Origin of the sequence: Prochlorococcus sp. MIT 1318 (assembly GCF_047304505.1) — a bacterium.
In the GTDB taxonomy this organism is placed as follows: Bacteria; Cyanobacteriota; Cyanobacteriia; order PCC-6307; family Cyanobiaceae; genus Prochlorococcus; species Prochlorococcus marinus_D.
In genome coordinates this window covers 2,020,047-2,041,378 of the sequence record NZ_CP138958.1, presented here as the reverse complement: position 1 = coordinate 2,041,378, position 21,332 = coordinate 2,020,047, and the positions used below count along the sequence as shown (strand labels likewise).

General features: G+C 49.5%; 24 protein-coding genes and 1 other RNA gene. 12 read left to right on the top strand and 13 right to left on the bottom strand.

Annotated elements, in window-relative coordinates; translation table 11 throughout:
• Positions 1 to 36: 36 nt before the first annotated feature.
• From SIB66_RS10305 to ssrS, 3 genes are all read left to right on the top strand, one after another.
• Positions 37 to 945 (top strand): carbohydrate ABC transporter permease, encoded by a 909-nt coding sequence (locus SIB66_RS10305; protein WP_063407063.1) that lies wholly within the window; start codon positions 37 to 39, stop codon positions 943 to 945.
• A 57-nt stretch (positions 946 to 1,002) separates the two neighbouring features.
• Positions 1,003 to 2,184, top strand: coding sequence for a 5-(carboxyamino)imidazole ribonucleotide synthase (locus tag SIB66_RS10300; RefSeq protein WP_236070323.1), 1,182 nt, complete (start codon positions 1,003 to 1,005; stop codon positions 2,182 to 2,184).
• 6 nt (positions 2,185 to 2,190) lie between these two features.
• A non-coding RNA gene (ssrS, locus tag SIB66_RS10295) (6S RNA) lies at positions 2,191 to 2,374 on the top strand.
• Here ssrS and SIB66_RS10290 read toward each other — a convergent pair.
• Complete coding sequence (locus SIB66_RS10290; RefSeq protein WP_063406804.1) at positions 2,369 to 2,659, bottom strand: DUF2103 domain-containing protein; 291 nt, start codon at positions 2,657 to 2,659, stop codon at positions 2,369 to 2,371. The genes ssrS and SIB66_RS10290 overlap by 6 nt on opposite strands.
• A gap of 809 nt (positions 2,660 to 3,468) precedes the next feature.
• Positions 3,469 to 3,765 (bottom strand): ATP-dependent Clp protease adapter ClpS, encoded by a 297-nt coding sequence (gene clpS, locus SIB66_RS10285; RefSeq protein WP_011130051.1) that lies wholly within the window; start codon positions 3,763 to 3,765, stop codon positions 3,469 to 3,471.
• A 72-nt stretch (positions 3,766 to 3,837) separates the two neighbouring features.
• Here clpS and petN point away from each other — a divergent pair, with 72 nt between their 5' ends.
• The 3 genes from petN (at position 3,838) to SIB66_RS10270 (ending at position 5,585) form a co-directional block, all read left to right on the top strand.
• Positions 3,838 to 3,939: a cytochrome b6-f complex subunit PetN gene (petN, locus tag SIB66_RS10280; RefSeq protein ID WP_006041398.1), complete on the top strand. Its 102-nt coding sequence runs from the start codon at positions 3,838 to 3,840 to the stop codon at positions 3,937 to 3,939.
• A gap of 1 nt (position 3,940) precedes the next feature.
• Complete coding sequence (locus tag SIB66_RS10275; protein ID WP_167523912.1) at positions 3,941 to 4,093, top strand: hypothetical protein; 153 nt, start codon at positions 3,941 to 3,943, stop codon at positions 4,091 to 4,093.
• Between the two features lie 400 nt (positions 4,094 to 4,493).
• Positions 4,494 to 5,585 carry a hypothetical protein gene (locus tag SIB66_RS10270; RefSeq protein WP_236073773.1) on the top strand — a complete coding sequence of 364 codons (1,092 nt, stop codon included), beginning with the start codon at positions 4,494 to 4,496 and terminating at the stop codon, positions 5,583 to 5,585.
• On the opposite strand, the gene psb29 is transcribed toward SIB66_RS10270, so the two are convergent.
• Positions 5,552 to 6,280, bottom strand: a complete 729-nt coding sequence (gene psb29 / locus SIB66_RS10265; RefSeq protein ID WP_063407067.1) for a photosystem II biogenesis protein Psp29 — start codon at positions 6,278 to 6,280, stop codon at positions 5,552 to 5,554. The two genes, SIB66_RS10270 and psb29, sit on opposite strands and share 34 nt — an antisense overlap.
• Positions 6,281 to 6,359: 79 nt before the next feature.
• On the opposite strand from psb29, the gene clpP reads away from it, so the two are divergent.
• Entirely contained in the window at positions 6,360 to 6,953 is a 594-nt protein-coding gene (gene clpP / locus SIB66_RS10260; protein WP_011130054.1) for an ATP-dependent Clp endopeptidase proteolytic subunit ClpP, read from the top strand.
• A gap of 254 nt (positions 6,954 to 7,207) precedes the next feature.
• Here clpP and ftsH read toward each other — a convergent pair whose 3' ends face one another.
• The 4 genes from ftsH to pyk all read right to left on the bottom strand — a co-directional run bounded on the left by ftsH (position 7,208) and on the right by pyk (position 12,465).
• Complete coding sequence (gene ftsH / locus SIB66_RS10255; RefSeq protein WP_063406808.1) at positions 7,208 to 9,124, bottom strand: ATP-dependent zinc metalloprotease FtsH; 1,917 nt, start codon at positions 9,122 to 9,124, stop codon at positions 7,208 to 7,210.
• 115 nt (positions 9,125 to 9,239) lie between these two features.
• Positions 9,240 to 9,371, bottom strand: coding sequence for a hypothetical protein (locus SIB66_RS10250; RefSeq protein WP_413410350.1), 132 nt, complete (start codon positions 9,369 to 9,371; stop codon positions 9,240 to 9,242).
• Positions 9,372 to 9,444: 73 nt separating this feature from the next.
• Positions 9,445 to 10,674 carry an ABC transporter permease gene (locus SIB66_RS10245; protein WP_063406810.1) on the bottom strand — a complete coding sequence of 410 codons (1,230 nt, stop codon included), beginning with the start codon at positions 10,672 to 10,674 and terminating at the stop codon, positions 9,445 to 9,447.
• Between the two features lie 6 nt (positions 10,675 to 10,680).
• Positions 10,681 to 12,465, bottom strand: coding sequence for a pyruvate kinase (pyk, locus tag SIB66_RS10240; RefSeq protein WP_063421742.1), 1,785 nt, complete (start codon positions 12,463 to 12,465; stop codon positions 10,681 to 10,683).
• A 79-nt stretch (positions 12,466 to 12,544) separates the two neighbouring features.
• On the opposite strand from pyk, the gene SIB66_RS10235 reads away from it, so the two are divergent.
• Together SIB66_RS10235 and SIB66_RS10230 are read left to right on the top strand one after the other, a co-directional pair.
• On the top strand, positions 12,545 to 12,874 hold the full coding sequence (locus tag SIB66_RS10235; RefSeq protein ID WP_063406812.1) for a nucleoside triphosphate pyrophosphohydrolase family protein: 330 nt from the start codon (positions 12,545 to 12,547) through the stop codon (positions 12,872 to 12,874).
• Positions 12,871 to 13,419, top strand: a complete 549-nt coding sequence (locus SIB66_RS10230) for a hypothetical protein (RefSeq protein ID WP_063406814.1) — start codon at positions 12,871 to 12,873, stop codon at positions 13,417 to 13,419. The genes SIB66_RS10235 and SIB66_RS10230 overlap by 4 nt, the downstream gene beginning before the upstream one ends.
• Here the strand turns inward: SIB66_RS10230 and SIB66_RS10225 are convergent.
• From SIB66_RS10225 to ilvA, 3 genes are read right to left on the bottom strand one after another with little or no spacing between them, the layout of a single operon-like run.
• The gene (locus tag SIB66_RS10225; RefSeq protein WP_231901311.1) at positions 13,410 to 13,718 is read right to left on the bottom strand and encodes a YggT family protein; all 309 of its coding nucleotides are present in this window, start codon (positions 13,716 to 13,718) and stop codon (positions 13,410 to 13,412) included. The two genes, SIB66_RS10230 and SIB66_RS10225, sit on opposite strands and share 10 nt — an antisense overlap.
• A 25-nt stretch (positions 13,719 to 13,743) precedes the next feature.
• A complete protein-coding gene (scpB, locus tag SIB66_RS10220; protein ID WP_063407071.1) occupies positions 13,744 to 14,277 on the bottom strand; it encodes an SMC-Scp complex subunit ScpB in 534 nt (177 codons plus the stop codon).
• Between the two features lie 37 nt (positions 14,278 to 14,314).
• On the bottom strand, positions 14,315 to 15,859 hold the full coding sequence (ilvA, locus tag SIB66_RS10215; RefSeq protein ID WP_063406816.1) for a threonine ammonia-lyase, biosynthetic: 1,545 nt from the start codon (positions 15,857 to 15,859) through the stop codon (positions 14,315 to 14,317).
• 117 nt (positions 15,860 to 15,976) lie between these two features.
• Here ilvA and dxs point away from each other — a divergent pair, with 117 nt between their 5' ends.
• Complete coding sequence (gene dxs / locus SIB66_RS10210) at positions 15,977 to 17,911, top strand: 1-deoxy-D-xylulose-5-phosphate synthase (RefSeq protein ID WP_063406818.1); 1,935 nt, start codon at positions 15,977 to 15,979, stop codon at positions 17,909 to 17,911.
• 4 nt (positions 17,912 to 17,915) lie between these two features.
• Complete coding sequence (locus SIB66_RS10205; RefSeq protein ID WP_063406820.1) at positions 17,916 to 19,133, top strand: NAD(P)/FAD-dependent oxidoreductase; 1,218 nt, start codon at positions 17,916 to 17,918, stop codon at positions 19,131 to 19,133.
• Positions 19,134 to 19,154: 21 nt separating this feature from the next.
• Here the strand turns inward: SIB66_RS10205 and psaK are convergent, their stop codons facing one another.
• The 3 genes from psaK to SIB66_RS10190 all read right to left on the bottom strand — a co-directional run bounded on the left by psaK (position 19,155) and on the right by SIB66_RS10190 (position 20,121).
• Positions 19,155 to 19,415 (bottom strand): photosystem I reaction center subunit PsaK, encoded by a 261-nt coding sequence (psaK, locus tag SIB66_RS10200; RefSeq protein ID WP_011130065.1) that lies wholly within the window; start codon positions 19,413 to 19,415, stop codon positions 19,155 to 19,157.
• A 68-nt stretch (positions 19,416 to 19,483) separates the two neighbouring features.
• Entirely contained in the window at positions 19,484 to 19,777 is a 294-nt protein-coding gene (locus SIB66_RS10195) for a DUF3593 domain-containing protein (RefSeq protein WP_413681280.1), read from the bottom strand.
• A gap of 41 nt (positions 19,778 to 19,818) precedes the next feature.
• Complete coding sequence (locus SIB66_RS10190; RefSeq protein ID WP_063406824.1) at positions 19,819 to 20,121, bottom strand: DUF2499 domain-containing protein; 303 nt, start codon at positions 20,119 to 20,121, stop codon at positions 19,819 to 19,821.
• Between the two features lie 72 nt (positions 20,122 to 20,193).
• Here SIB66_RS10190 and csaB point away from each other — a divergent pair, with 72 nt between their 5' ends.
• Positions 20,194 to 21,258, top strand: a complete 1,065-nt coding sequence (csaB, locus tag SIB66_RS10185) for a polysaccharide pyruvyl transferase CsaB (protein WP_063406826.1) — start codon at positions 20,194 to 20,196, stop codon at positions 21,256 to 21,258.
• The last annotated feature ends 74 nt before the right edge of the window (positions 21,259 to 21,332 follow it).

Genomic DNA, 21,332 nt, shown 5'->3' with positions numbered 1-21,332 from the left:
TCCACGTAATCTCCTGTCAGTACAGGCATTGTGGTGATGGCTGGCCCTCTGTTTCGGGGATTAAGACAGTCTTGGAGGACCACTCTCGTGGCATGGGGATTCCTCTTGCCTGCGCTCGTCCTGCTCAGCTTGTCGGTGCTGATACCAGCGCTGATGGCTCTTGTGATGAGCTTCACCAAAACAGGTCTCGACGTTACAGAACCCCTTGTCTTTGTGGGTTTGGCCAACCTGCGACGTCTTGCTGGTGATCCGATGTTTTTTAAGGTGCTGATCAATACTTTGATCTACCTGGTTGGGGTGGTTCCACCGATTGTTTTGGGTTCTCTTGCATTGGCGGTGTTGTTGAACCGTTCCTTACCAGGTATTCATTTTTTACGCGGTGTGTTCTACACACCCGTGCTCGTGTCGATTGTGGTTGCGGCCATCGCATTCCGTTGGCTTTATGCAGAGAACGGTCTTATCAATGGCTGGCTTTCCGCCTTTGTTGGCACAGATTTCGTGCCGATTGGCTTTCTCACGAATCCATTCTTGGCACTCCCGGCAGTGATGCTTGTAACCCTGTGGAAGGGGCTTGGCTATTACATGGTGATATTTCTTGCTGGCCTCCAAGGAATTCCTAAAGAGCTTTATGAGGCAGCCGAACTTGATGGCAGTGATGGCTTGCGCAAACACATCGACATCACACTGCCGTTGTTGCGTCCTTACGTAACCTTGGTTGCGGTGGTCTCATCGATTGCGGCCACAAAAGTGTTCGAAGAAGTGTTCTTGATGACTCAGGGGGGACCCGCCGACACCACTCGAACCCTTGTCTACTACGTTTACGACCAGGCTTTTGCTGAGCTTGAGATCAGTTATGCCTGCACGGTGGGCTTGGCGCTTTTCCTTTTGGTCCTGTTGCTCACTGCTGTGCGTTTGGCCTTTGCTGGTGATCAGGGCTTGCTCTGAAATCTCAATTTTGTTGGGATGCAATGCTTGCAGGATTGCGTGGTTGATTTTCTCTGCATGAGCAGCGTTAAAAGCCCAATGATTGGGGTCGTCGGTGGTGGTCAGTTGGCTCAGATGTTGGCGCAAGCAGCAAAAAGCCGCGCTGTGGATGTTGTCGTGCAGTCTGGATCGGCAATCGATCCCGCTGCTCTTGAAGCAACTCGACTTGTCTTGGCCGACCCAGTGGATGTAGAAGCTACTAGCAAGCTCGTGCAGGGCTGTTGTGGCGTCACTTTTGAGAACGAATGGGTCGATATTGAAGCTCTGATTCCCCTTGAACAACAAGGGGTGTGTTTTTCTCCGTCTCTTACTGCGCTTGCTCCATTGGTCGACAAAATCTCGCAGCGTCAGTTGCTTGGTGAGCTAGATCTTCCTAGCCCTGATTGGACTTTGCTGAGTTCGATTTCTTTTGCTCAGCCAGAGCTTCCTAGGGAGTGGAACTTTCCGGTGATGGCCAAGTCAAGCCGGTGGGGATATGACGGAAAAGGAACCAAGGTTCTCAAGAGTGTCGAGGATTTATCGCAACTTCTGCGCTCAGTGGATCCAACTCAATGGCTGCTTGAGAGCTGGGTACCGTTCGAAAAGGAATTAGCCATTGTTGTTAGTCGAGATGCTCAGGGCCGTGTTCGTAGCCTGCCTCTTGCTGAGACTCATCAGTTCCAACAGGTGTGTGATTGGGTGATTGCACCTGCGAGTGTTGATCATGCTGTGGAAATGATGGCCTACAACATGGCAGCGTCTCTTCTAACAGAGCTCAATTACGTGGGCGTGCTTGCTGTTGAATTTTTCTACGGACCAGAGGGACTACAGGTCAATGAAGTTGCACCTCGCACTCATAATTCCGCACATTTTTCGATCGAAGCCTGCAGCAGTAGCCAGTTTGATCAACAACTTTGTATCGCGGCGGGCTTGCCAGTGCCTGCAACCCATCTCAATGCACCTGGCGCCTTAATGGTGAATCTTCTAGGTTTGCAAAAATGGGCTGCGTCCTCTCTAGATGAGCGTCTAGCGAAGCTGCGCAGTTGTGATCGCTTCCATTTGCACTGGTATGGAAAAGATTGTGAAACTCCAGGACGCAAGCTCGGTCATGTGACCGTGCTGCTTAATGGTGTTGATGCGCCCAGCCGTCAGCTCGAAGCGGAATCTGCCTTAAAGCATATTCGCTCAATTTGGCCGACGCAGGACACCGTTTGCGCTTAAATTCTGCTTGAACTGCTGTGTTGGTGACGGCCTTTTTCTAGTGCTCTGATCTGACTCTCTTTCGATTTGGGGAGGCTGTCGTGAAGGTGACGTAGACCGGACTTGCTTCCGGAAACGAAGCCCCACTTTGCTTCCCCTTCTGGTTCTTCCAGGTCGAACACTGGGGCTCGCACGGCATGGCGGTTCACCTCTTCTGAACGCCTGGACGACTGTTATTAAGTCGTTTTAATAATGAAGCTTCGTCCAATTTTGTGACAACAAAAACCTCCTGAGCTGAGCTGCCAAGTCTGGCAACCAGTTTGAAACCACCCTTGATCGGCGTTGTAATTCTCAGGCGAAGTTCTGGACAATGACCTTTGACGCGTCGGATGACGGCTGGTGTAATCGTTTGAATGTTCTTCTCCTCTGCAAGGACCTTCAACCATGGAATTAGACCCTCTACGTAGGTGCTGTGCGTGATTACAACTCGGCCCATCGCAACTTTTTCGCTGTAATTGATCGAAACTAGCCAAAGTCTCAAGGTGAAAGCAGCTCTGTCTAAGAGGCGATATTTAAATCCTTTATTTTTGCTTGCGGCGGTTTCGACCCCAAGCAGTCTACTTTTGCTCCCAGGTCAAGGCCTCCCTGCAAGGTTCATGACGAAGAGATTCACGCGTTGTCTATCCACCCTTTCGAGGTTGTGTTCAATGTGCCTGAGAGGGGTCTAACCCTTTTAATCGAGCCTATAGGTAAATTTTATTTTTCTCAATCTTGCTAGGATCTTCATTCATAATTTCAGATATGTTCTTGGTGCATTGTTAACCCAAAAGACAAGGATTGTTCTTCTTTGAGCAATCCCTCAATAACTATATTGCGAATTAGTTTGTAGGCTAGATTCAACTTTTGCTTGCCAAAGTAAGTATATTGAGATCAGATAGTATTGTTTGTTTGACTATTTTTGATAACTATCGAGCATGAGTCGTGTGGCCATTAGAGCGTTGTAATATTGAGATTTTTACAAATGAGTCTTTGCTGATTTTCTTTGTATTTGTTGATGGAAGTTGAACTATCTATGTTCATTAGGTTGTCGATCCTTTTCATTTTATGGCAGGATCTGTTCCTTTTAAGTTGATTAATCGTGATTCTTTTTATATTAACGCTTCAACGATTTTGTTCAATGCACATTCACCTAGGCATTGAGCGCTGAATGTTTTTGCCGTTGCTGCTCGAAAAGCCTTTTGTCAGTCTTGCAAAAAGCAACAAGTTCATTGTGCTGTATTGAAGGTTGATCAGCTTTGCCTTGTTTCAGCACCGTTCAAGTGGTGCCATTGTTAGCCCCTCCCCAGACAGTTGCTGGTGGTAGAGCTCAGCCTGCTCAAGTGGACCACACCAGACCTCTGCTGAACCTTGACCGTCGATTTGATGCGCAAGATTCCAGGCTCTCTCCTCGCTCATGCCTGGAATGATCCTTCGCAGACAATCAACGACGTGCTGAAAGGTATTTACATCATCGTTGAGCACGATCACTCGAGCTTGTGGATACCTCTGAGTTTGCTTGGCACGTTCAAGAAGTGGCGTAGTACCAGGAGTCGCGAACGTCATGACTGATGAAGGCTTTGACGTGTAAAATGGTTGAAGCCTTACCAGGCTAAGTCAATCTGATTTGCGTCTTCTATGTTGTTCACTCTCGCCTGGGCCTCACTGGCGGCTGTGTTCAGTTTCTCTATCGCCATGGTCGTGTGGGGACGTAATGGCGACGGTACGCTGAACTTCTGAGGTGCCTGAGGCTTTCCAAAGCCTAGGGAGCAATCAGCTTCTCGCCGGAGCAGCTGTCATCCTTTTGGCCTTTGTGACCATTTCGGTTATTTATCTTTCAGTCGTTGATCGGCTAGATCGTCGTCGTCGCAAAAAGACAAATGAGAAAGTTTGATCCCCAGCTGCCATAGGTAAAGGGCGATTGGATGTCTCAGCATTCCCTAGGCCTCTTAAGGCTGAAGAAGATTGTCTACATCCCTTGTCGCTTTCCTGTCAGTTCGGCTGGAATTTGCTCGCTGCTTTTAATCCCAACGATCGTTCTCCTGCTTTTAAAGGGGCATTTGTCATCTAGCCGCACAGAACGGTTAGGGACACTTGCTCGCTTGATGACAGAGATGACCTTGATCCAGAGTTTTCGAGGAGATCCGCAAGGCCAAGCCCCGCGTCTATGGCAGGACCGTCTTGGCATGAACCTGGCCAAGGACCTTTGGCGACGTCAGGGTCGGGGTCTCTGGTGGCAGGCGTGGGCAAATGATGGCGAGGCTTATTTGCTTTTGCCAGAGATCCTTTGGCCAATGAGTGTTAATTCAAGCATTGCTTTTAAGCGTCTTGATGATGTGGTTGTCATCGCTTCAGATGGCTTGCATCGTCAACAGCTACTTCAAAGCCTTGGTGAAGAGTTTGTTCATTCTTCTGCAGCTCAATCGTCTTTACAGCGTTTTTGCAATTCTGTTCTACAACATGGGCCAGCGGTGAGCTGGAGTCCCGATGGCTTGGCTTCAGTGAGTGGAGCAATGGCACCTCTTTTGCAGATTTCACGCTATGGATGTTTGTCCCTGCGATTGGATCTTAATCAACTCAAATGGCAAGGAGTTGTTGGTTATCACCCTTTTGGTTTGGCTCCAGTTGGCATTGATGCGAGCCCTTTTCAGTATCGCCCTATGGCGATCAAATCGCCAGGTAGACCTGATACAGATCAGGCTCTCCTGAATATGCAAGTGAAGAGTATGGACATCCTTTTTGGCAGTTTACTTTCTAAGCAGATTATTCAGGATTCCCTTGATAAGAACTATGGCATTAATCAGCAATTAGGGTTGAGACTCGCATCATTACCACTTGATCTTAGCTTAGCCAAGCAGCGTAAAGGGCCTTTTCAAGCCAGCATTCAAATGCAACTTGATCTACCAGAGGGCTCCTCACGATTGCAACCAGTTATCGATACTGTTAGTCAACGTCTGGAAGAACGAAACTTCATTAAAGAAGATAACTCTGTTGTCAAAAATGATCAAAATACTGACGCTGACTTCTCTGGACTTACGCTCTGGAGACAACCTTACTCAGATGGTAAGAGAGTTGTTGGTGGATGGGTTTGGCAAAAACAAAATGGAAAACCTATTCGTTTTGGTATTGCTATTGGCGACTCACCAATGCTCACTGAGATCTATAATAATACTATCAACCTAGTCCATCCTGATGTTATGAAAATGTCCGCTGATACAGCTGGATTGTATCGTTTAGGTTTACTTAATGGATCCTGGCCAGCCCCAGTTAAACAGGCTAAGTTGTTAACGATGAACCTAAGTTATTTACGGGGTTCCAAACTCAAAAAAACAGACTGGTGGTGGTTGTCAGGTCAGCTGATATTGGAACAAGCTTCAACCCCCTGAGACATTTGCTCTGATGATCCAGTGTTGAGTTTTGCAGATTCATTTTGTTCCCGTTTGCGACGTTCAGATTCTAGAATTTGTTCAGTTAGTTCTACAGCCTGGGCCATCTTCTCGAGGTTGGACTTGTAGAGGTTCAGATCTTTTTCAACTCTGGCTTTGGATAATCCAACTGATTCACTTAGTTCATGGGCGATTTGGCTTAGTTTTTCGGGATCAGAGGATTCATCACCTTGGGCAGATGCGAGAAGGCTGAGCAACCCCACCGCCATTAGGCGTGAGTAATGAAAAGTGGTGCTGCCAGTATTACGCAATGCCTTGGCGAGAGGTTCAGGAGCCCCTTTGCCTTGTTGTTGGATCCAGCCTTGGACCTCCTCAAGATCGTGACCCCGGACCGACTCAAGAGTTTGTTGGGCCTGCTTGCGCAAAGCATTTGGGTCGAAGCCGCAGCTTCGACATAGTGCATCGAACAAGGTCTTGATGTGAGCTTCTGGTCGGTAACCACGCGTGAAGACATCAAAAACTTGGCTAAGGCCAATAGCAAAGAGTGCGTCTGGGTGGAAATGCTTCTGGTGGCTCAGGAGATGCAGCTCGACAAGAAGTTCATCGGTTGTACGTCTGTACAGCGAGGGGATGACATGAGGGAAATCATGATTAAACGCACGTTTGCTGTCAGCAATGGTCTTTCGGTCACTCAAGTTCTTGGCCCGACCTTTTCGCACCTGACCATAGCGCTGCTACGGCGCCGTTAAGATCGTGAAAACCGAGCAGAGCAGCATGATCCCGATTGTGATTGAAGAGTCGGGCCGCGGGGAAAGGGCCTTCGATATTTATTCGCGCCTTTTGCGTGAACGGATCATCTTTCTTGGCGAGCCTGTGACAAGTGATTCGGCAAATCGAATTGTCGCTCAGATGTTGTTCTTGGAGGCGGAAGATCCTGAAAAAGATATCTATTTATATATCAATTCACCAGGAGGTTCAGTATATGATGGCCTCGGAATATTTGACACAATGCAGCATGTCAAGCCAGATGTTCAAACCGTATGTGTAGGGCTTGCAGCAAGTATGGGAGCGTTCCTCCTCTGCGCTGGGGCAATGGGTAAACGCAGCAGTTTGCAACATTCCAGAATTATGATTCATCAGCCGCTTGGTGGTGCCAGAGGGCAAGCGAGTGATATTCGTATTCAGGCTGATGAGATTCTCTTCCTAAAGGATCGATTGAACCGAGTATTAGCAGATCGTACAGGTCAACCTCTAGAGAGAATTCAAGAAGATACCGATCGAGATTTTTTCATGTCTCCCGCAGAAGCTGTTGGTTATGGACTTGTCGATAGTGTGATCGATAAGCGTCCGGTTCATTCAGTCAATTGACAAGGCTGCCTTGTGATAGGTAAGCATTGCAAGGCAAAAGAGTTTCTAATAGATATTTGTCAATCCATTAATCCTGAAGGAACTGATTGACTTGTTTGTAATTACGAAAACATTTATCCAGCTTCATCTTGGTGTTAAAATTGTTTTTATTCTAAAATTAAAGATTACATCTTAAAGCGAATGGGGATGCATTGTCAAGATTCATTCGCTGATGGTTGATTCCCTGGATGATTATTATTTAACTGCTAGTTCTATTAGCTCTGGAGGATAGGTATGCTTCTTTGCTTCTCTGGAACAGATGTAAACTCTGCTACTACTGAAACGAATTCTTCTCCGTCTATGGTTTCCTTTTCGATGAGGATTTCAACGAGTCTATCCATAGCTTCCCGATGTTGCTTGACGATTTTTACAGTTTCGCTATAGCAATGCTTCACCATTTCCCGAACTGCCTCATCTATTTGGCGGGATATTGCATCTGAAATCTCGCTTCGAGTCATCAGGTCTCGTCCAATAAATACTTCTTGATTTCCGCTCTCCAGAGAGACTGGTCCTAAATCGCTCATGCCAAAACGTGTCACCATTTGGCGTGCCATGGATGCTACTTGCTGGATGTCTCCACCTGCACCTGTTGTGATCTCTGCATCGCCAAAAACAACATCTTCTGCTGCTCTGCCTCCTAGTGCTCCCATGATTCGAGCCTTGAGTTGGGCTCGAGTCACCAGCATTTGCTCTTCATCTGGAGCAAACCATGTAAGCCCCTGAGCCTGACCTCGTGGTATCAGAGTCACTTTTTGGACAGGGTCATGATCTTTAACTAATGTTCCTATTAGCGCATGTCCAACTTCGTGGTAAGCGATCAATCTCTTGCTACGTCCATCAGTGAGTGGGCGCCCTTCCATGCCTGCGATGATTCTGTCAACGGCATCGTCAATTTCATCAAGGCTGATAGCCTTTTTACGACGTCTAGCTGTGAGGATTGCCGCCTCATTAAGTAGGTTGGCAAGGTCTGCCCCGGTAAATCCAGGTGTCCTTCGGGCTACATTCTTTAAGGAAAGATCTTCTTCAAGTTTCTTGTCACGTGCGTGCACTTCAAGAATTGCAAGTCGTCCTTTGATGTCTGGTGCATCCACACTGACTTGCCTGTCAAAACGCCCTGGTCGCATCAGCGCAGAATCCAGTACATCAGGACGGTTTGTTGCTGCAATAATGATGATTCCGCTATTACCTTCAAATCCGTCCATTTCTGTTAACAGTTGGTTTAGAGTTTGTTCTCGCTCATCATTCCCGCCACCTATTCCGGCACCACGTTGTCGGCCTACGGCATCAATTTCATCAATAAAGATTAGGCAGGGTGTGTTCTCTTTTGCCCGTTTGAATAAATCTCGGACTCGACTCGCGCCGACACCAACGAACATCTCTACAAATTCCGAACCAGAAAGTGAGAAGAAGGGAACACCTGCTTCTCCTGCAATTGCTTTGGCAAGCAGTGTTTTGCCAGTGCCTGGAGGCCCTACCAGCAGAACACCTCTTGGAATTTGAGCACCTACCGAGGTGAAGCGTTCTGGTTTCTTCAGGAATGTCACCACTTCCTCAAGATCCTGTTTTGCTTCAGTTACACCTGCAACATCATCGAATTTGACTCCAGTTTCAGCTTCCATTGCGAAGCGGGCTTTTGTCTTGCCGAACTGCATTGCCTGCCCTGGGCCTCCAGGCATTGAGCTGGATCGACGGGCCAGCAGAATTAGGCCGCCAATGAGGAGTAGCGGGAAGAGGAGATTGCCTAATAAGCCAAGCGCCGGCGGAGTGGTACGAGCAGGATGAATATCGAAACTGATCCCCTCGCTCTTGAGTGTGTTGATTAACTCCGGAGCAAGACCGGGGAGATCAACTCTTAGCCGTTGTACGCGATTGTCGAGTTCGGGATCTACGGCTTCCACTACTGCATTCCGTCCACCGTCGTAAATATCCACGGCGGTGACTCTTCCTGCTTCCACATAGTCGAGGAAGCGGCCGTAGCTCATCCGAGTTACCGCAGCATTACGCGAAGCCAGAGTTGTGCTAGTTGGCTGCTCTCCTGTGAGCTTGCCATTTCCTAAAATTTGCCAGGCGAGTAGCAAGGCAACACCGATGGGCAGCAGCCAGAGAGCAATGAGACGCCAGCGTTGATTCATCTGCTAGAGGATGGTTCACTGACTGTAACGGTGTCGATGGTTAGATCGTTGGCTGCTAGATCCTCTTCTGGCACCATCTTTCTGAGCTTTTGATCTCAGATTCCCACTTGCGCTTTTAGATGCTGCTTTGAGCAATCAGCATCTTTGAGCCAAAAACCGTTTTGTTTTTTACAGAAAGAACGCGTTGGCTGATTGAGTCATGAATCCCAAGCAATCCGCTTTGCTTGCGTTGGGAGCTTGACCTCATTGTTTTCGCTGCTGGGGAGTTGTGATTGCTACCCCTTTTTTGATTTGCCTATTCTCTGAAAATCAAAAAGGATTTACAGGCGCCGGAGGGCAACGATTGGGTCAAGTCTTGCTGCACGTCTGGCAGGCAAAACACCAAAGATCAAACCAATTGATCCAGAGAGACTAACGGTGATTAGAACGACGCTTATTCCGATTGCTGCCGGGAGAGGGGTCAAAACTCCGATTGTTGTGACGGCGCCAACACCTACAGCTGTGCCAATGACGCCACCAAAGCTTGCAAGAACGAGTGACTCGATTAGGAATTGGCTCAATACATCGCTATTGCGAGCTCCTAGGGCCTTTCTTAGTCCGATTTCCTCAGTGCGTTCACTGACCGCTACCAGCATGATATTCATGATTCCGATTCCTCCTACTAGCAGCGATATCCCTCCGATTGCTGCCAACATGAGGGTTAGTCCTCCGGTGATTGTGTTGACGATGCTGAGGGCATCTTTCTGTGATCGAACTGCAAAGTCGTCATCTCTCAGGATTCGATGTCGTTGACGGAGCAGGTTGGTGATCTGGAATTTTGCTGCCCCCGTGCTTTCTTCATTCTTGGCTTCCACACTGATAAAACTAAGGCTGACGCCATAGGTTGGATCTCTGCCTGTGAGCCGGCTAACCATTGTTGTGAGTGGAATGTACGCGTTTTCATCTTGATTGTTTCCAAACACCGCTCCTTTAGGAGCCATTACACCGATTACTTCAAATGATTGATCCTTAATTCGTAGAGTCTTACCGACTGCAGCACTCGTTGGAAAGAGTTTGTTGACAAGGTCGGGACCAATCACAACCACATTGCGTGCGCTACGAAGATCTAGATCACTAATAAATCTTCCACGGGCTACTTCGAAGTTGCGCACTGGAAGAAACGATGGGGTCACCCCAGAGATTGAACTCGTAGCACTTTGGGCACCCGCTTGAATCACCTCGCTTGAGCTAATCTGTGGTGCAACTTCTTTCACGCTTGGAACTTGCTCAGCGATTGCATCTGAATCTTCGATGACGAGATTTCGCGGGAAGGCCACACCGCGACGACGAGTGTCGTTGTTGCCAGGCACAACAAACAACACATTGGCGCCTAGGTTGCTTAGTTGAGCCTCAGCCAGATTCTGAGCCCCCCTGCCAACCCCTACCAGGGTGATGACAGAAGCATTGCCGATCACAATGCCGAGCATTGTCAGGAGACTACGTAGGCGATTGGCTTTAAGGGTTGAGAACGCCATGCTCACCGTTTCGATGAGCGGAAGTGAGCTATTCATGAGCCCTCAGTCCATTGAGTCGAGCTTCATTGGCAGCTTGGCTCCTGTGCCGCGATGAACTTTGCCATTACTGAGCTGCATTGTTACCACCTCTCCTTCAAGCAGGTTTCTCGTGGCATGTGCTATCCCAATGATGAACGGAATCCCTAGGCGTTTTGAGATCATTTCTGCGTGGTATTCCTCTCCTTCTTGTTCTGTAATCACTCCTGCAGACTTTCTGATTGCATCGAGATAGTCATCGCTTGTTTCATGAATGACCAGAATCTCACCTGGTTCAATTTTTGTTGAGTCGTTTGGGGAGAAAGCAAATCTGACCTTGCCGCTAACGGTTCCATTGCCAATACCGATCCCTTGGCCAAGTACTGCACTGACAATTCCTACTTTGACAAGATCTGTGGACCCGCTCACGCCAGCAAGGGTTCCTGCAGTTTGAATTGTTAGATCTCCTTCTTTGAGAAGACCCAATTCCTGGGCAACAGCAATTGCAGCACTGAAGGTTGCAGTGGTACTTTTTTGGGTTGGGACAAGCAGTGGGGTAACACCCCATGCCAATTGAAGTTTTCTTGCTACAGCCAATTCGTTGGTTACGGCCAAAATTGGTGCTGCTGGGCGGAATTTACTGACGTTGTGTGCAGTTGCACCACTTTCAGTTAGTGGCACGATTGCTGCCGCGTTGAGATGACTGGCGATGCTGCTTACGGCTGAACTAATCGCGTTGGAAATGGTGCTGGCCAGATAAGTTTCGATTGGACGCTGTGGATAGTCCCGTTCAATCCGTCTGGCAATGGTGGCCATCGTTTGAACCGCCTCCACTGGATAGTCTCCTACAGCGGTTTCGTTCGAGAGCATCACTGCATCAGTACCATCAAGGATCGCATTTGCTACATCACTGACTTCTGCTCTGGTGGGCCTCGGGCTTGAGGCCATCGAGTCGAGCATCTGGGTGGCTGTGATGATTGGAATTCCAAGGCTGTTGGCCTTGCGAATCAAATCCTTTTGCAGTAGAGGCACTTCTTCGGCTGGCATCTCAACGCCTAAGTCCCCCCTTGCAACCATGACTCCATCACAGAGAGGAAGGATTGAATCGATTTGATCAATCGCCTCAAATTTCTCGATCTTCGCGATCACTGGGGTGCTGTGCCCATGATCGCGGATGAGTTTGCGGATCTCTTTCATGTCCGAAGGGTTTCGCACAAAGCTCAGTGCGACCCAGTCCACCCCTTGCTGGAGGCCAAAGGCGAGATCTTCGCGATCTTTCTCTGTGAGGGCGCGAACCGAAAGCTGTACATCAGGGAAATTCACTCCCTTGTTATTTGAGAGCACCCCTCCCACCGTGACGATGCAGTGCAAGGTTTGTTCGCTTTGATCGATTTTTAAGACTTTCATCTCCACTCGACCGTCATCAAGCAAGATTCGACTGCCGGTCGTGACTTCGTCTGCAAGCTTGTCGTAAGTGACGGTTGCCACTGACTGATTGCATTGAACTTGTTTGGAGGTCAGTGCGAAGGAGTCGCCATTGACCAGAGTGATAGGCCCCTTATCAAAACGACCCAGGCGAATTTTGGGGCCTTGCAAGTCTTGAAGAATGCCGATGTGCATTCCCAATTCATCAGAAACCTGACGGATGGTGGAGATGCGCTTGGCGTGCTCGTCATGGTCGCCGTGTGAGAAATTCAGCCGGAAGGTGGTAGCACCTACCTGAACGAGTTCTCGGATTCGTTCGGCGCTCTCGGTTGCCGGACCTATGGTGGCAACAATTTTGGTCCGTCGTGTCAGATCAATCTGGGCCATCAACGGGACCTGAAACATCGCGGAAACTACCATCCAGGCCTCAAAACGTAGTTATTGACAGCGTTGCCAATGATTTTCTATGGACATTAATCATTACCAGCATGAAGCTCGAGCTACGGCCCGCTATCCGAATGTGGGTCAGAACCCGATTTATCCAACCCTTGGGCTCACAGGTGAGGCAGGTGAAGTCGCGGACAAGGTCAAGAAGGTCCTTCGCGATCAACAAGGTGTTTTTGACCTGGATACGCGCCAAGCAATCAAGCTTGAGTTGGGAGATGTGCTTTGGTATGTAGCCCAGTTGGCTAGTGAGCTGGGCTTTGATTTAGAAGATGTGGCTCAAGCCAATCTCGATAAGCTTGCTAGCAGGGCATCACGTGGCCAGATCTCAGGAAGTGGTGATCAACGATGAAGGAGAATTTTTTGCAAGGCTCCATCTTGAAGGTAGTGCTCACTGCAGTTTTACTGGTTTTTAATCTGGTTTTCAGTGATCAAGCCTTAGCGGCAACCCTCAGTGTGGATCAGTTGAGTATCGATGCTTGTGATCAAAAGGATCCAGGTGCGCAGCCCAGTCTGACTAGGCCTATCGGCGCCAGTTGCTATGTGCTTTCAGGTGAGGTGACCAATCCAGGCAACTCTGCCGTGATTGATAGCGATGTTTTTGCTCAGATCTTGGATCCAAGTGGTGAACCTGTTTTGCCAAACCGCGCTCGGGTTGGTTCTATTGGCGACGTGCAACCCGGGTCAAGTATTTTTGCAGTGCGGTTGGCGATTCCGGCAGGAACTCCAGAGCCTTTACAAGTGAAGGGGGCAAAGGTAAAGGGATTCAAGGCTCCTGTTCGTACTCGTGCTGGAGACGATGATGAGCTGCTTCCGCTTGAACAGGCTGTAGACCCAGGTCTTTTATGGGGAACCAAGGCAGTGATCCCTTCGGAACACCCGCTAGATCAGCTGTAATAACTCATACCAGCATTAAAAGCGAGTTGAGAAGTGTTTGTAAGCAATCCCTGCATGATTTGCAGGGCAAATATTGCCAGGATCGCAGAGAGATCTATGCCACCTATGGGAGGAATCAAACCTCGAAAGATATTGAGGTATGGGTCAGTGATTGAGCTGATGCTGCTCAGTATTGGATTTGACCAGTCGACATTGGGAAACCAGGTCAGCAGTATGCGCACGATCAGTACGAACGAATAAATCCCAATTGCCTGGACGAGCACTTGTATAACCTCGGACAGGATTTCCAGCGCGTTCATGGAGTCACTCAAGCTTCTATAGACTCTATGCAACCTGCGAAGGTTCGGCTGTACCTAAATCAGGAAGTACTGAGAAGGTCCGATGGAACTTTTCAGAGAGCGTGAGCCAATAAGACCTGCCCTCGCTCTGTCGCTTGCGTTCGATGAAGTTCTGAGCAACGAGTTCTTTGATGTGGTCGTAGGCGCCGGATCCGCGTAGATCCACCAGCTCTGATTGGAGAATCCTTTTTTTCAAGGCAATGGTGGCAAGGGTTCTGAGTGTTGCTATGGAAAGATCAACTGGTAATAGGTTGTGGACCAGCTCGCCAAGGCCTGGACACAATTGAAGGCTATATCGACCATTGTTCTCTTGGATCTCTAAGGCTGTATCTCGCTGTGCATAGCCTGCCATCAGCGCAAGTAGAGCTTGCTCAATCAGATCTTCAGTCTCATTGGCTAGCTCTGCCATCTCTTTGAGCGTTACAGGGCGACCCTTCAAGTAAAGAATGGCCTCTAAACGTGCTGGTAAGGAGAAGCTGGAGACCTCATCCCTCTTTTGAGCTGGGGAATCGGTGGCGATGGCAGGCCCTGCTATGGAATATGCCAAGTTACCGCGATCAAACGGTCTGTGCACCCAGAAATAAGCAGTAGGCGGGGTTGTTTGTTTCTTCCCAGTTTGGGTAGCCCAGATCTTCAAGAAAGCGCTGCCAATCACCCATTTCGTTGTCTTGAACCAACACACCTACAACGATCCTGCCGACATCTGCTCCGTGATTGCGGTAGTGGAAGATGCTGATACTCCATTCAGGGTGAAGGGCACTAACAAAGGTCATAAGAGCTCCTGGGCGCTCAGGGAACTCAAAGCGATAGAGCAGTTCGCGACATCCATCTCGGCAAAGGGTTTTGGCTGAGGCAGGAAGCCGACCACCCACCATGTGACGAAGGTGCCCTTTGGTGAGCTCGTCGTTGCTGAGATCAAGGCATGGGAACCCTGACGACTGCAGTCGCGTTAAAAGCTTGGTTCGATCATTGAGGTCTAAAACCTGTACCCCGATGAATATTTGAGCTCTATCCCCTTCTGCCATTCGGTAACTGAATTCGGTGAGATTTTTCCCTGCTAGGACATTGCAGAGCTTTCGCAGGCTGCCTGCCTGCTCTGGGATTTCCACAGCGAGTATTGCTTCCCTTTCTTCCCCTAGCTCTGCTCTTTCGGCGACAAAACGAAGCCGTTCAAAGTTCATGTTTGCGCCACAGGCCACGGCCACAAGAGTGCGGTCTTGAAGATCACGTTTGGCGATATCTGCCTTCATGCCAGCAATTGCCAGTGCGCCAGCTGGTTCAAGAATTGAGCGGGTATCTTCAAAAACATCTTTGATCGCTGCACAGATTTCATCAGTGCTTACCGTCACCATCGCGTCTACGTGCATCTGGGCTAATGAGAAGGTGAGTTTGCCTACTTGACGTACAGCGACTCCGTCGGCAAATAGGCCAACATTGGGCAGCTGAATACGTTCACCAGCCTCAAGAGAGAGCTTCATTGCTGCAGCGTCGTAGGGCTCGACACCGATAATTTCGACTTGCGGCCACAAGCTTTTGACATAGGTGGCAATCCCTCCGATCAGTCCGCCACCGCCAACTGCGACATAGATTGCATCTGGTGGATCTTGGATCTGGCGCAGGATTTCTAGAGCAATCGTCCCTTGCCCAGCAATCACCTCTGGATCATCAAACGGGTGGATAAACGTGAGTCCATCTTTTTCACTGCGACGCATGGCCTCTTGATAGGCCTCGTCGTAGGTCTCTCCATGAAGTGCGACTTCAGCGCCAAGACCACGGACTGCCCGTACCTTCATTTCGGGTGTGGTAATAGGCATCACAATCACAGCTCTGCAATTGAGATAAGAGGCGCTCAGTGCCACTCCCTGAGCGTGGTTTCCAGCACTTGAAGCAATCACGCCACGCTGCAACTCTTCTTTGCTGAGAAGGGACATGCGGTTATACGCACCACGCAGCTTGAATGAGAAGACTGGCTGTAGGTCCTCACGTTTCAACCAGATCTTGTTCTGAAAACGGCGACTGAGGTTTTTGGCCAGTTCCAGGGGGGTTTCATGGGCTACGTCATAGACACGTGCCCTCAGAATCCTCTGTAGATAATCGTCCATCACGACAGTCTTGCAATATTCAGATCCGTCAACTGTTTGCACTTGCCAGGGTTGCTTTCGTCGTTCTATAGCTGAGAAGACCTAGATTGAATGGGTTGGAGTGGGACAGGAACGCGAATGCGTCTGAGCGAGTTAACCCATCCGAATCAGCTTCATGGCTTGAGCATTGCCGAGCTTGAGGATGTAGCACGTCAGATACGGGAACGCCATCTTGAGGTGGTGTCCACTAGTGGAGGTCATTTGGGGCCTGGGCTCGGTGTTGTTGAACTCACCCTTGCTCTTTATCAAACTCTTGATCTAGATCATGATCGAGTTGTATGGGACGTTGGCCATCAGGCTTATCCACACAAGCTGATTACTGGTCGATATGGCGACTTCAATACCTTGCGTCAGCAGGGTGGTGTAGCTGGCTATCTGAAGCGTTGTGAAAGTTCTTTCGATCATTTTGGTGCCGGCCATGCCAGCACCTCGATATCAGCGGCACTCGGCATGGCCGTTGCTCGTGAGCGTCGTGGTGAATCGTTCAAATGTGTAGCTGTAATTGGTGATGGGGCTCTTACTGGCGGCATAGCACTAGAAGCGATTAATCATGCCGGCCATATGCCCAATACACCTTTTCTGGTTGTTCTCAACGACAACGACATGTCGATTTCTCCGCCAGTCGGAGCGTTGTCGACCCATCTAAACCGCATGCGCCACAGCGCGCCTGTGCAGTTCATCTCGGATAGCGTCGAGGAGAGGGTCAAGAGTCTGCCTTTCATGGGAGGGGAACTGCCTGCCGAACTCGACCTGCTCAAGGGCAGTATGCGCCGATTATCCGTGCCGAAGGTAGGGGCTGTTTTTGAGGAGCTTGGCTTCACCTACATGGGCCCTATTGATGGCCATGACATTGAACGCATGGTTCGAACCTTTGAGACGGCTCACAAGGTTGGTGGCCCTGTACTCGTTCATGTTGTTACGACCAAAGGCAAGGGCTATCCCTATGCCGAAGCAGATCAAGTTGGCTATCACGCTCAATCTGCGTTTGATCTAAGTACTGGGAAAGCTCTTCCCTCAAAAGGAAAGAAACCACCGAGTTACAGCAAGGTGTTTGGTGAGACGCTCATCAAGCTTTGTCAGCAGGACAGCACTGTCGTTGGGATCACAGCCGCGATGGCCACAGGTACTGGCCTTGACCTCCTGCAAAAGGCTGTTCCTGAGCAATACATCGATGTAGGTATCGCTGAACAGCATGCTGTAACTCTTGCTGCTGGGATGGCTTGTGAGGGGCTCAAGCCTGTGCTGGCGATTTACAGCACATTCCTGCAGCGCGCCTTCGACCAATTGATCCACGACGTGGGGATTCAGAACCTGCCAGTGACCTTTGTGATGGATCGCGCAGGCATTGTTGGCGCTGATGGACCGACCCATCAGGGTCAGTACGACATCAGTTATTTCCGGGCCATTCCTAATTTCACAGTGATGGCGCCCAAGGATGAGGCTGAACTTCAACGCATGTTGGTGACATGTCTTCAACATCAAGGCCCTGCAGCTCTCCGTATTCCAAGAGGATCAGGCGAGGGAGTACCTCTGCTTGATGAAGGCTGGGAGCCTTTGGCAATTGGTCGAGGCGAAGTGCTTTGTGAAGGTGATGATCTTTTAATCGTTGCTTATGGAGTGATGGTGCCTGCTGCGATGATCACAGCTCAGTTGTTGCAGGAAGCAGGTATCAAGGCCACTGTGATCAATGCTCGCTTCCTAAGACCACTTGATCAAGCCTTGATTCATCCGTTAGCCCGTCGTATCGGTCGTGTCGTCACGATGGAGGAGGGTGCTCTTGCTGGTGGTTTTGGTGCCGCTGTAGTTGAGTCCCTTAGTGATCAAGATGTCTTGGTTCCAACGTTCCGAATTGGAATCCCTGATCAATTGGTAGACCATGCCAGTCCCCAACAGAGCCGGGAAGCGCTGGGGCTCACACCAACACAGATGTCTGAACGAATTCAAGAACACTTTTGCTTGAATTCGAAGCCTTCTCTTGTAGGGCAGGAAGCACCGCAGGCCCTGTCAACCTGATCAATTGACTGTTTTGGTGGCAGGTGCAGGGCCAGCAGGAGCTCGGCTTGCACAAGGACTTGCTAGCCAGGGGATTGCGGTAACTCTTGTTGAACGCTTAAGAGAAGCCAATCAGAATGCTTTTTCTAGTGCTGCCATCCCTATCCAGGCGGTGTCTGATCTCTGCATTCCTGGTGAAGCAATTGCAAGCCATTGGAAAGGGTGGCAATTGGTGGATCCAGATGGAATTCAACATCAATGGTGGTCTCAAGATGACCTTGGTGTGGTTCTCAACTTCGGCTCGCTACGTCACCAGCTCTGGCAGCAAGCGATAGAAGCAGGTGTTGAATTTTTATTGGGTTGGCGTGTTCACTCCGTTTTTACGGACAATGACGGCGCAAACGTTGAATTGATTGGTCCAAATGGCTTGTGTCAGACAAGGAGAGTGAGCTGGGTGGTAGATGCCACAGGTCATCGCCGCCTTTTATTGGGTTCAACTGCAGGATCCAAGCCTTCTGATACCGATTGCATGCTTGAAGGGGCTGGCGTTGAGTGGATCCTGCAGGGTGATCAAAAAACAACAGCTCACTGGCGTGACCGGGTTTGTTTTTTTTTGGGATGCCAGTGGATTCAACATGGTTATGGCTGGATTTTTCCCATGGCTGGTAATCAGTTGAAGGTAGGAGTTTGCCGTCTGCCTCCTCCACTGAAGGAGTGCCTCGAACCGATGAGCAGCATCTTGAACCGCCTGCTTATCAAGAACCAGCTTGATCAGCTACCAGTTATCGATAGACATGGCGGAATCTTGCGGAGCAGCTTAAGGCGCAGTGAAGCTCACGTTGTTGGCAGGATTGTTGGAGTTGGCGACGCTATTAGTACTGCCAATTTGCTTGGCGGAGAAGGCATCCGTCATGCTCTCGTTAGTGCAGAGGTGCTTACTCCTTTGCTTGTTGAAGCCTGCTGTCATCCATCCAGCTCAAATCAAGACAAAGACAACAAGGTCTTGATGCAATTTGAACGGCTCCTGCGTCTTCGTTTGGGTTGGCGCTGGAATCTTTCAGGTCGCTTGGCAAAGCGAACATGGTGGGGTTTGTGCGATCAAAAAGGCGATCGACGCTTGGCACGATTGATTAATGGGCTGTCAATGCGAGCCAGCGCTGAAGATCTGAGCCGATTGTTGTTCGAATACCGCTTTGAGCGCTACGGACTCCGTCTTCTTCCTTATTTAATGGGCTGGCGATGAATTCGCCAGCCCTAGTGCTGTTCAGAGAACGCCGCGTGAAGCTAATCCGAGGATTGTGCCCATGCCAAGGATGTGGCCTAAGCATTGGGATCCGACAACGGAGGCGTGGCTCATGCCTCCATAGAATTTGTTATTAGGCATGTCGAAACCTTCATTTTGGTGTTCGATGTTGGCCTTAGCAATGACAAATGCGAGCACGTTGCAAGCGATCATCACCATGCCCACCGCAGGCGACCAGGTGAATGTGGAAGGAGCAGCTGCAGCCAGGAGGTGCGTGAACATTTAGACCGTGGAAGCGACGCCTTATTGTCCGACATTGATCGCAGTTCTTGGCATAGAAGCCATACCTCTTAAGAGTTTTTCACCACCTGTTGCTGGCCAGCACGGATAAATCCCAAAACCACGAGGGCATCGCTTACCACCAGAAAGGCTTCTGCTGCCCCGTGATAAGCATCAACTTCTACCAGTTCAAGTCCATAAATTTGATCAGCCAGGATCGCAAAAATGATTGTCATAAACACAAAAAGAAGAGTGAGCCGGAATCCCCAGATGGATAGTCTTGGCAAGCTCTTGCTCTGTTGAGCCCACCACAGGAAACCGAGATAGGGAATTAAAGAAAGGCCATATAGAGGACCTGGGTCCATCTCAATGAGGGAGTTCAAAATCTCAGTAGAACTGGCAAAAATCATGATTGCTGTCGTTCTGAACGCACCAAATTCCAGGTGGCAGCGGCCAAACAGCAGTTGCCAATCAGCGTCAGCCAAGCTTGGAGCACAACAATTCCGCTAAGGGCTTTGCTGTTGTCAAAAATATGCCAGGTGATGGCTGTCATGGCACTCACCAAGTTGGGGAGCATTGCTAGAGCCAACCATGACATTGCCCTGCTTTGGTTCTTTTTCCCCCATTGCACCACCAGCACAATCGCAAGCATCCATTCGAACAAGGATGCGAGGTGGATCCACCAGGTGCCTAGAGATAGGGCGTGCACGTGATTCGCTCGATGGCAGCAGCCTAGGGAGGCTTGGTCGCCGTTAATGTTTGATGCAGCTATTGCTTGGCTATGGCAGTTCAGGCAAAGCAATGCAAGGCAGTGCTGTTATGCGGCTACTACGGCGAGCACAACCTTGGCGATGATGCTCTTTTGCAGGTTTTACTTCAGGAGCTTCCCTCACATTTGCAGCCTTGGGTCACGGCAAATGATTCAAATGTGATTAAGGGCTTAGCTCCGAAGGCTCAACTCATTAACCGACGCTCATTGCTGGAGACCATTAGGGCACTTTTTCAAGTTCAGGGTTTGATTCTTGGTGGCGGCAGCTTGCTGCAGGACAGCACGAGTTTTAAGAGCCTGATCTACTACCTGATCTTGATTGTGATCGCCCAACAACGTGGTCTTCCTGTTGTGCTTTGGGGCCAGGGCCTGGGGCCATTCCGTCATCGCTTGAGTCGATGGATGGTTAGGAGAGTCCTACGTAGGGTGCAGGCGATCAGCTGGAGAGATCCAGAGTCTTTTGAGCTTGCTCAGCAATGGTGCCTACCCTCTCCGATGCTGATGGCACCAGATCCAGTTTGGCAGCTTCCCTCTAGGAGCTGGGAGGGTGGCCAAGCAGTTGTGCTCTGTTGGCGTTCCACCTCAATGCTTGATCGCTTTGGCTGGCAGCATTTGCTCCAAGCCCTTGAGATGATCCTTAGAGATATTGATGCTCCAGTTCATTGGCTTGCTATTCATCAACGTCAGGATGAAGAGCTATTCCGAACACTAGATAGACAAGGATTGATTAGTTCCAGCTTGAGATCAAGAAGTCATTCCTTTGCATTTGATTCACTAACAGAGGTTATGAATCAGTTCACGATGGCCAGATTGGTTCTCCCCATGCGACTGCATGCACTCATCCTGGCCCAATTGGCTGGTAGTCCCACAGTGGCACTCAGCTACGACCCGAAGGTGTCATCTGCAGCTGTGATGGCAAATGTGCCCTTTACTGATTTGCAATCGTTGCCTGACATTCGCTTGCTTGCTGGACTATGGAGGCAGGCCTTAGATGTTTCTCCTGACCTTGGAAAGATCGAAGCAATCCGCAAACAAGCTTCTCAACACAGTAAGATAATAGACAAGGTCTTTGATTAACGTTTACGTTTCCTTCTTTGATTATTGTTAGCCATAGCAATAACATATGAACTTTATTGATCAACACAATTCGC

Bases quoted from the DNA above. Each gene is read 5' to 3' on its own strand.
- ilvA (WP_063406816.1), bottom strand. From the start codon at position 15,859: ATGGACGATTATCTACAGAGGATTCTGAGGGCACGTGTCTATGACGTA.
- SIB66_RS10290 (WP_063406804.1), bottom strand. From the start codon at position 2,659: ATGGGCCGAGTTGTAATCACGCACAGCACCTACGTAGAGGGTCTAATT.
- petN (WP_006041398.1), top strand. From the start codon at position 3,838: ATGTTGTTCACTCTCGCCTGGGCCTCACTGGCGGCTGTGTTCAGTTTC.
- clpS (WP_011130051.1), bottom strand. From the start codon at position 3,765: ATGACGTTCGCGACTCCTGGTACTACGCCACTTCTTGAACGTGCCAAG.
- clpP (WP_011130054.1), top strand. From the start codon at position 6,360: ATGATCCCGATTGTGATTGAAGAGTCGGGCCGCGGGGAAAGGGCCTTC.
- SIB66_RS10305 (WP_063407063.1), top strand. From the start codon at position 37: ATGGCTGGCCCTCTGTTTCGGGGATTAAGACAGTCTTGGAGGACCACT.
- SIB66_RS10230 (WP_063406814.1), top strand. From the start codon at position 12,871: ATGAAGGAGAATTTTTTGCAAGGCTCCATCTTGAAGGTAGTGCTCACT.
- SIB66_RS10235 (WP_063406812.1), top strand. From the start codon at position 12,545: ATGGACATTAATCATTACCAGCATGAAGCTCGAGCTACGGCCCGCTAT.
- SIB66_RS10195 (WP_413681280.1), bottom strand. From the start codon at position 19,777: ATGGACCCAGGTCCTCTATATGGCCTTTCTTTAATTCCCTATCTCGGT.
- SIB66_RS10225 (WP_231901311.1), bottom strand. From the start codon at position 13,718: ATGAACGCGCTGGAAATCCTGTCCGAGGTTATACAAGTGCTCGTCCAG.
- pyk (WP_063421742.1), bottom strand. From the start codon at position 12,465: ATGGCCCAGATTGATCTGACACGACGGACCAAAATTGTTGCCACCATA.
- csaB (WP_063406826.1), top strand. From the start codon at position 20,194: ATGGCAGTTCAGGCAAAGCAATGCAAGGCAGTGCTGTTATGCGGCTAC.
- SIB66_RS10270 (WP_236073773.1), top strand. From the start codon at position 4,494: ATGAGTGTTAATTCAAGCATTGCTTTTAAGCGTCTTGATGATGTGGTT.
- dxs (WP_063406818.1), top strand. From the start codon at position 15,977: ATGCGTCTGAGCGAGTTAACCCATCCGAATCAGCTTCATGGCTTGAGC.
- SIB66_RS10250 (WP_413410350.1), bottom strand. From the start codon at position 9,371: ATGAGGTCAAGCTCCCAACGCAAGCAAAGCGGATTGCTTGGGATTCAT.
- ftsH (WP_063406808.1), bottom strand. From the start codon at position 9,124: ATGAATCAACGCTGGCGTCTCATTGCTCTCTGGCTGCTGCCCATCGGT.
- SIB66_RS10300 (WP_236070323.1), top strand. From the start codon at position 1,003: ATGAGCAGCGTTAAAAGCCCAATGATTGGGGTCGTCGGTGGTGGTCAG.
- SIB66_RS10245 (WP_063406810.1), bottom strand. From the start codon at position 10,674: ATGAATAGCTCACTTCCGCTCATCGAAACGGTGAGCATGGCGTTCTCA.
- psaK (WP_011130065.1), bottom strand. From the start codon at position 19,415: ATGTTCACGCACCTCCTGGCTGCAGCTGCTCCTTCCACATTCACCTGG.